Genomic DNA, 5,027 nt, shown 5'->3' on the forward strand with positions numbered 1-5,027 from the left:
GGCTGGGGGCGTGCCGGGGGAGGCATGAGCAGGCGCAGGAGCGCCCGGGGGCAGGGCGCGGGCGCGAGATGCTCCGTACCGGGGGCGAGCCGGTACGCGCCACGGGCCGTGACCGAACCGGGGCCGACCAGATAGCCGCCCGCGCCGCGGACGTCGATACCGGGGGCGAGCCGGCCCGCGGAGTTGGGTACGACGACGTTCGCCGGGCCGGTCAGCCAGATGTGCCGGCCGCCGCTGGGCGTCAGGACGATCACGGTCTCCGGCAGCGTGAAGAGGTGCTGGAGGGCGAGCTGCTGGAGCGCGGCGAGCGAATCCGGCGGGGCCGCCGGAGCCGGCCCCCGCTCGGCCCCGGACGCCGGTCCGTCCCCTCCCGTCGGCGTGACGTCCAGGTCGATCCCGATGAGCTGGTGCGGTGGCCGGCCGCAGGCGATGCCGTAGCCGGTCGCCCATGGCGCGGCGGCGAAGAGGGCGCGTACGCCGGCGGGGTCGGTGGTGGCGTCGTACACCCCGTGGCCGAGCAGTCCGCATTCGCCGCGGCAGTGGGCCCGCCGGGGCTCGTCCCGGTGGGGTGAGCGCAGCGCCGGAAGCTTGGTGGGGGACAGGGGGATGACGGGGAGCCCGCGTTCGGCGGCGGACAGCGCGTGAGCGAGGGCCAGCGTGGTGGTGTGCCGGGCGGTGATGGCCATGCTTCTATGTTCGTACAGACGTTCGAAGAAAGAAAGGGGGAGCCGTCCTCGGGCGGCCGGGCAGGGCTGTGGAGAAACGATTCACCTCTTGCCTGCCAGTGACTTCGCCCTCCATCGGCTCCGCGTGAGGGCAGGGATTTGTCGACACCTTGAGGGGTGAACTATCGGTTTGGGGGCGCATAGGGGTTTATCGACTTGTCATCACGCTTGCGAGGGAATCGGCATCTCCGGTCTGGTTCGCGGGGGATTCGGTGGGCAATCTGAGGTCGCGACGTCGACACAACGACCGGGGCGGTCGGCCAACTGCCTTGGGCACACCCGTACTTCTCGTTCCTGGAGGAATGACATGGCAAGCTTCCGTACCGCTCGTGCCTTCGCCGCTCTTGCCGCGCTGCCCCTCGCCGCAGCGCTGTTCACCGGCGTGGCCCAGGCCGACGACGACGCGTTCTCCGACTGGAACGCGAGCGTCGCCACACTGGTCGGCGGTGTGGGCGGTCACAACTTCGGCAACTCGACGACCACGCAGCAGGTGGCGACCGGTGCCGGCGCGTCCAACCAGAACAACACGGCAAACGTGATCGGTGCGGGCTTCACGACCATCGACCAGTCCAACGAGAACATCGCGGTGAACTTCGGCAACGATTGGTGACACAAGGCCCGACGGGGGGCGTGACCGAGGGGTGAACGATGGTCTGCGCGGCGGCACTTCGGTGCCGTCGCGCAGTCCGTTTTCCGGCGGCGCCCCGTGCCGCCCCGTGCCGACCCGCCCCCGTGCCGCGCTGTCGCCGCCGGTCGTACGCCGGGTCCGGCCCGCTGCCGTACGCGCGCCGCATGTCCGGGGCGACCCTGACGGGAGCCCGGGCCTCCTCCACCTTCAGGAGGTGGGGCCGGCACCACCCCTACACCCTGAGGGGGACATCTCTTCGGGACCTTGGGCCGATCCCCCGAGGTGGGGCTCACTCCTAGCGTGGAGCCATGACCACGCCTGTCTGCACGAGCGCCTCCATCGCCGCCAAGCCGGCCCTGCACGCGCCGTACACACATCTCGCGCCGTCCGCCCAGCGCACCGCGCCGTCGGCACAGCATGCCGCGCCGTCCGTGTCCCATTCCGTCTGCACGACATACGCGTCGTTCTCGTCGTACGTACGGGCGCGGGGGCCCGTACTGCTGCGTACGGCCCGTTCCCTCACCTCCAACCCGTCCGACGCGGAGGACCTGCTCCAGACGGCCCTCACCAAGACCTATGTCGCCTGGGACCGGATCGAGGACCACCGCGCGCTGGACGGCTATGTCCGCCGCGCCCTGCTCAACACCCGTACCTCGCAGTGGCGCAAGCGCAAGGTCGACGAGTTCGCCTGCGACGAACTGCCCGAGCCCGTGGACCTGCCGGAGCCGGACCCCGCCGAGCGGCAGGTCCTGCACGACGCGATGTGGCGCGCGGTGATGAAGCTGCCCGACCGCCAGCGGGCGATGGTGGTCCTGCGGTACTACGAGGATCTCAGCGAGGCCCAGACCGCCGAGGTGCTCGGGGTCTCGGTCGGTACGGTCAAGAGCGCGGTGTCCCGGGCGCTCGGCAAACTCCGCGACGACCCGGACCTGTCCCCGGTCCGCTGACGGCGGTCCCCGACCGTACGGCTCCGACTGCCGCTACGGCTACGGCTTTCGGGCCTCGGAGACGGTCGGTTCTACTCCCGGGTAGTGACATACCGCACGGTACGTGCGCAGAATCTGCGCAACCCATCCGCCGCGTAGCGCAAGCGCCCACCGGGAGGACGCAGTGCTGAGCACCATGCAGGACGTACCACTGACAGTGACCCGCATCCTGCACCACGGGATGACCATCCACGGATCGTCACAGGTCACGACCTGGACCGGCGGAAGCGAGCCGGAGCGCCGCAGCTTCGCCGAGGTCGGCGCCCGCGCGACACGGCTCGCCGGCGCGCTGCGCGATGAACTCGGCGTCGGCGCGGACGAACGCGTCGCGACCCTCATGTGGAACAACGCCGACCATCTGGAGGCGTATCTCGCCGTCCCCTCCATGGGCGCGATCCTCCACACCCTCAATCTCCGGCTCCCGGCCGAACAGCTCGTCTGGATCGTCAACCACGCCGCCGACCGCGTCGTCATCGCGAACGGCTCCCTCCTGCCGCTGCTCGCCCCGCTCCTCCCGCATCTCCCGACCGTCGAGCACGTCATCGTCTCCGGTCCCGGGGACCGCACGCCGCTCGACGCGGTGACCGGTCAGGGCCGGGTGCGGGTGCATGAGTACGAGGAACTCATCGCCGGACGTCCCGCCGTATTCGACTGGCCCGAGCTGGACGAACGCGCCGGCGCGGCCATGTGCTACACCTCCGGCACCACCGGCGATCCCAAGGGCGTCGTCTACTCCCACCGCTCCATCTATCTGCACTCCATGCAGGCCAACATGGGCGAGTCGATGGGGCTGACGGACAGGGACACGACGCTGATCGTCGTACCCCAGTTCCATGTGAACGCCTGGGGGCTGCCCCACGCCACCTTTATGGTCGGCGTGAACATGCTGATGCCCGACCGCTTCCTCCAGCCCGCCCCGCTCGCCGAGATGATCGAGACCGAGCGGCCCACCCACGCCGCCGCCGTGCCCACCCTCTGGCAGGGGCTGCTCGCCGAGGTCACCGAGCGCCCGCGCGATCTGACCTCGATGGCCCGTGTCACCATCGGTGGCTCCGCCTGTCCGCCGGCGCTGATGGAGGCGTACGACAAGCTCGGCGTACGGCTCTGCCATGCCTGGGGCATGACGGAGACCTCGCCGCTCGGTACGACGTCCAACCCGCCGTCCGGGCTGACGGCCGACGAGGAGTGGCCGTACCGCATCACCCAGGGCCGGTTCCCGGCCGGTGTCGAGGCGCGGCTCGCCGGGCCCGGTGGCGACTTCCTGCCATGGGACGGCGAGTCGGCCGGTGAGCTGGAGGTACGCGGGCCATGGATCGCGGGCGCCTACTACGGCGGCGCGGGGGCCGAACCCTTCAGGCCCGATGACAAGTTCAGCCCCGACGGCTGGCTGCGGACGGGCGATGTCGGGGTCATCAGCCCCGACGGCTATCTCACCCTCACCGACCGCGCCAAGGACGTCATCAAGTCCGGCGGGGAGTGGATCTCCAGCGTGGCGCTGGAGAACGCGCTGATGGCGCACCCGGAGGTGGCGGAGGCGGCGGTCGTGGCCGTACCGGACGAGAAGTGGGGCGAACGGCCGCTCGCGACGGTCGTGCTGAAGGACGGTGCCGCGCCGGACTACGCGGCGCTGAAGGAGTTTCTCGCCGGGAGCATCGCGAAGTGGCAGCTTCCGGAGCGGTGGGCGGTGGTGCGGTCCGTGCCCAAGACGAGTGTCGGGAAATTCGACAAGAAGGTCATCCGCAAGCAGTACGCGGAGGGGGAGCTGGAGGTCACGTTGGTGTGACCCCGGCGTGACGAGGGCCGGAGCGGTGGGCCGGGGCGCCTGCGAAGGCGCGCCCGGCTTCCCGGTTCGTACGTACGGCCGGCCCGTATGCCTAGGCTCTTTCGTTTGGATCTGGCGAGCCCAGCAAGATCCAAACGACCGGCCCTAGTTCGTCAGTTCGTCCCGATCTTCGCGAGCAGCTCGACGATCCGGGACTGGACCTCGGTGCTGGTCGACCGCTCCGCGAGGAACAGTACGGTCTCCCCCGACACGAGCCGCGGCAGTTCCGCGCGGTCGATGCCCGCCGAGGTGTAGATGACCAGCGGCGTCCGGTTCAACTGGCCGTTCGCACGCAGCCAGTCGAGGATTCCCGCGCGCCGCCGCCGTACCTGCATCAGATCCATGACGACCAGGTTCGGCCGCATCTGGGACGCGAGGGCGACGGCCTCGTCGTCGGTGGCCGCGCGGCCGACCTGCATGCCGCGGCGCTCCAGCGTGGCCGTCAGGGCGAACGCGATCTCCTCGTGCTCCTCGATCAGCAGGACACGGGACGGGTGCTGTTCGCTGTCGCGCGGCGCCAGCGCCTTGAGGAGTACGGCGGGGTCGGCACCGTACGCCGCTTCGCGGGTCGCCTGGCCCAGACCCGCCGTCACCAGTACGGGGACCTCGGCGGCGACCGCGGCCTGGCGGAGCGACTGGAGGGCGGTACGGGTGATGGGGCCGGTCAGCGGGTCGACGAACAGGGCCGCGGGGAACGCGGCGATCTGCGCGTCGACCTCCTCGCGGGAGTGCACGACCACCGGGCGGTAGCCGCGGTCGCTGAGCGCCTGCTGGGTGGCGACGTCCGGCGCGGGCCAGACGAGCAGACGGCGGGGGTTGTCGAGCGGCTCGGGCGGGAGTTCGTCGTCGACGGGGCGGGGCTGGGG

General features: G+C 70.9%; 5 protein-coding genes. 3 read left to right on the forward strand and 2 right to left on the reverse strand.

The window, feature by feature from the left end; genetic code table 11:
• A partial coding sequence (locus tag WH07_RS31415; protein ID WP_046507652.1) for a bifunctional DNA primase/polymerase occupies nucleotides 1-686 on the reverse strand: 686 nt, incomplete at its 3' end.
• Between the two features lie 346 nt (nucleotides 687-1,032).
• Between WH07_RS31415 and WH07_RS31420 the strand changes: the two genes are divergently transcribed.
• The 3 genes from WH07_RS31420 (at nucleotide 1,033) to WH07_RS31430 (ending at nucleotide 4,122) form a co-directional block, all read left to right on the forward strand.
• The gene (locus tag WH07_RS31420; RefSeq protein WP_046507654.1) at nucleotides 1,033-1,335 is read left to right on the forward strand and encodes a hypothetical protein; all 303 of its coding nucleotides are present in this window, start codon (nucleotides 1,033-1,035) and stop codon (nucleotides 1,333-1,335) included.
• 326 nt (nucleotides 1,336-1,661) lie between these two features.
• Nucleotides 1,662-2,300, forward strand: coding sequence for a SigE family RNA polymerase sigma factor (locus WH07_RS31425; protein WP_198533930.1), 639 nt, complete (start codon nucleotides 1,662-1,664; stop codon nucleotides 2,298-2,300).
• A gap of 163 nt (nucleotides 2,301-2,463) precedes the next feature.
• Nucleotides 2,464-4,122, forward strand: a complete 1,659-nt coding sequence (locus WH07_RS31430; protein WP_046507656.1) for a long-chain fatty acid--CoA ligase — start codon at nucleotides 2,464-2,466, stop codon at nucleotides 4,120-4,122.
• Nucleotides 4,123-4,274: 152 nt separating this feature from the next.
• On the opposite strand, the gene WH07_RS31435 is transcribed toward WH07_RS31430, so the two are convergent.
• The coding region (locus WH07_RS31435) for a response regulator (protein ID WP_046507659.1) at nucleotides 4,275-5,027 on the reverse strand (753 nt) is incomplete at its 5' end.

Origin of the sequence: Streptomyces odonnellii (assembly GCF_000981895.1) — a bacterium.
In the GTDB taxonomy this organism is placed as follows: Bacteria; Actinomycetota; Actinomycetes; order Streptomycetales; family Streptomycetaceae; genus Streptomyces; species Streptomyces odonnellii.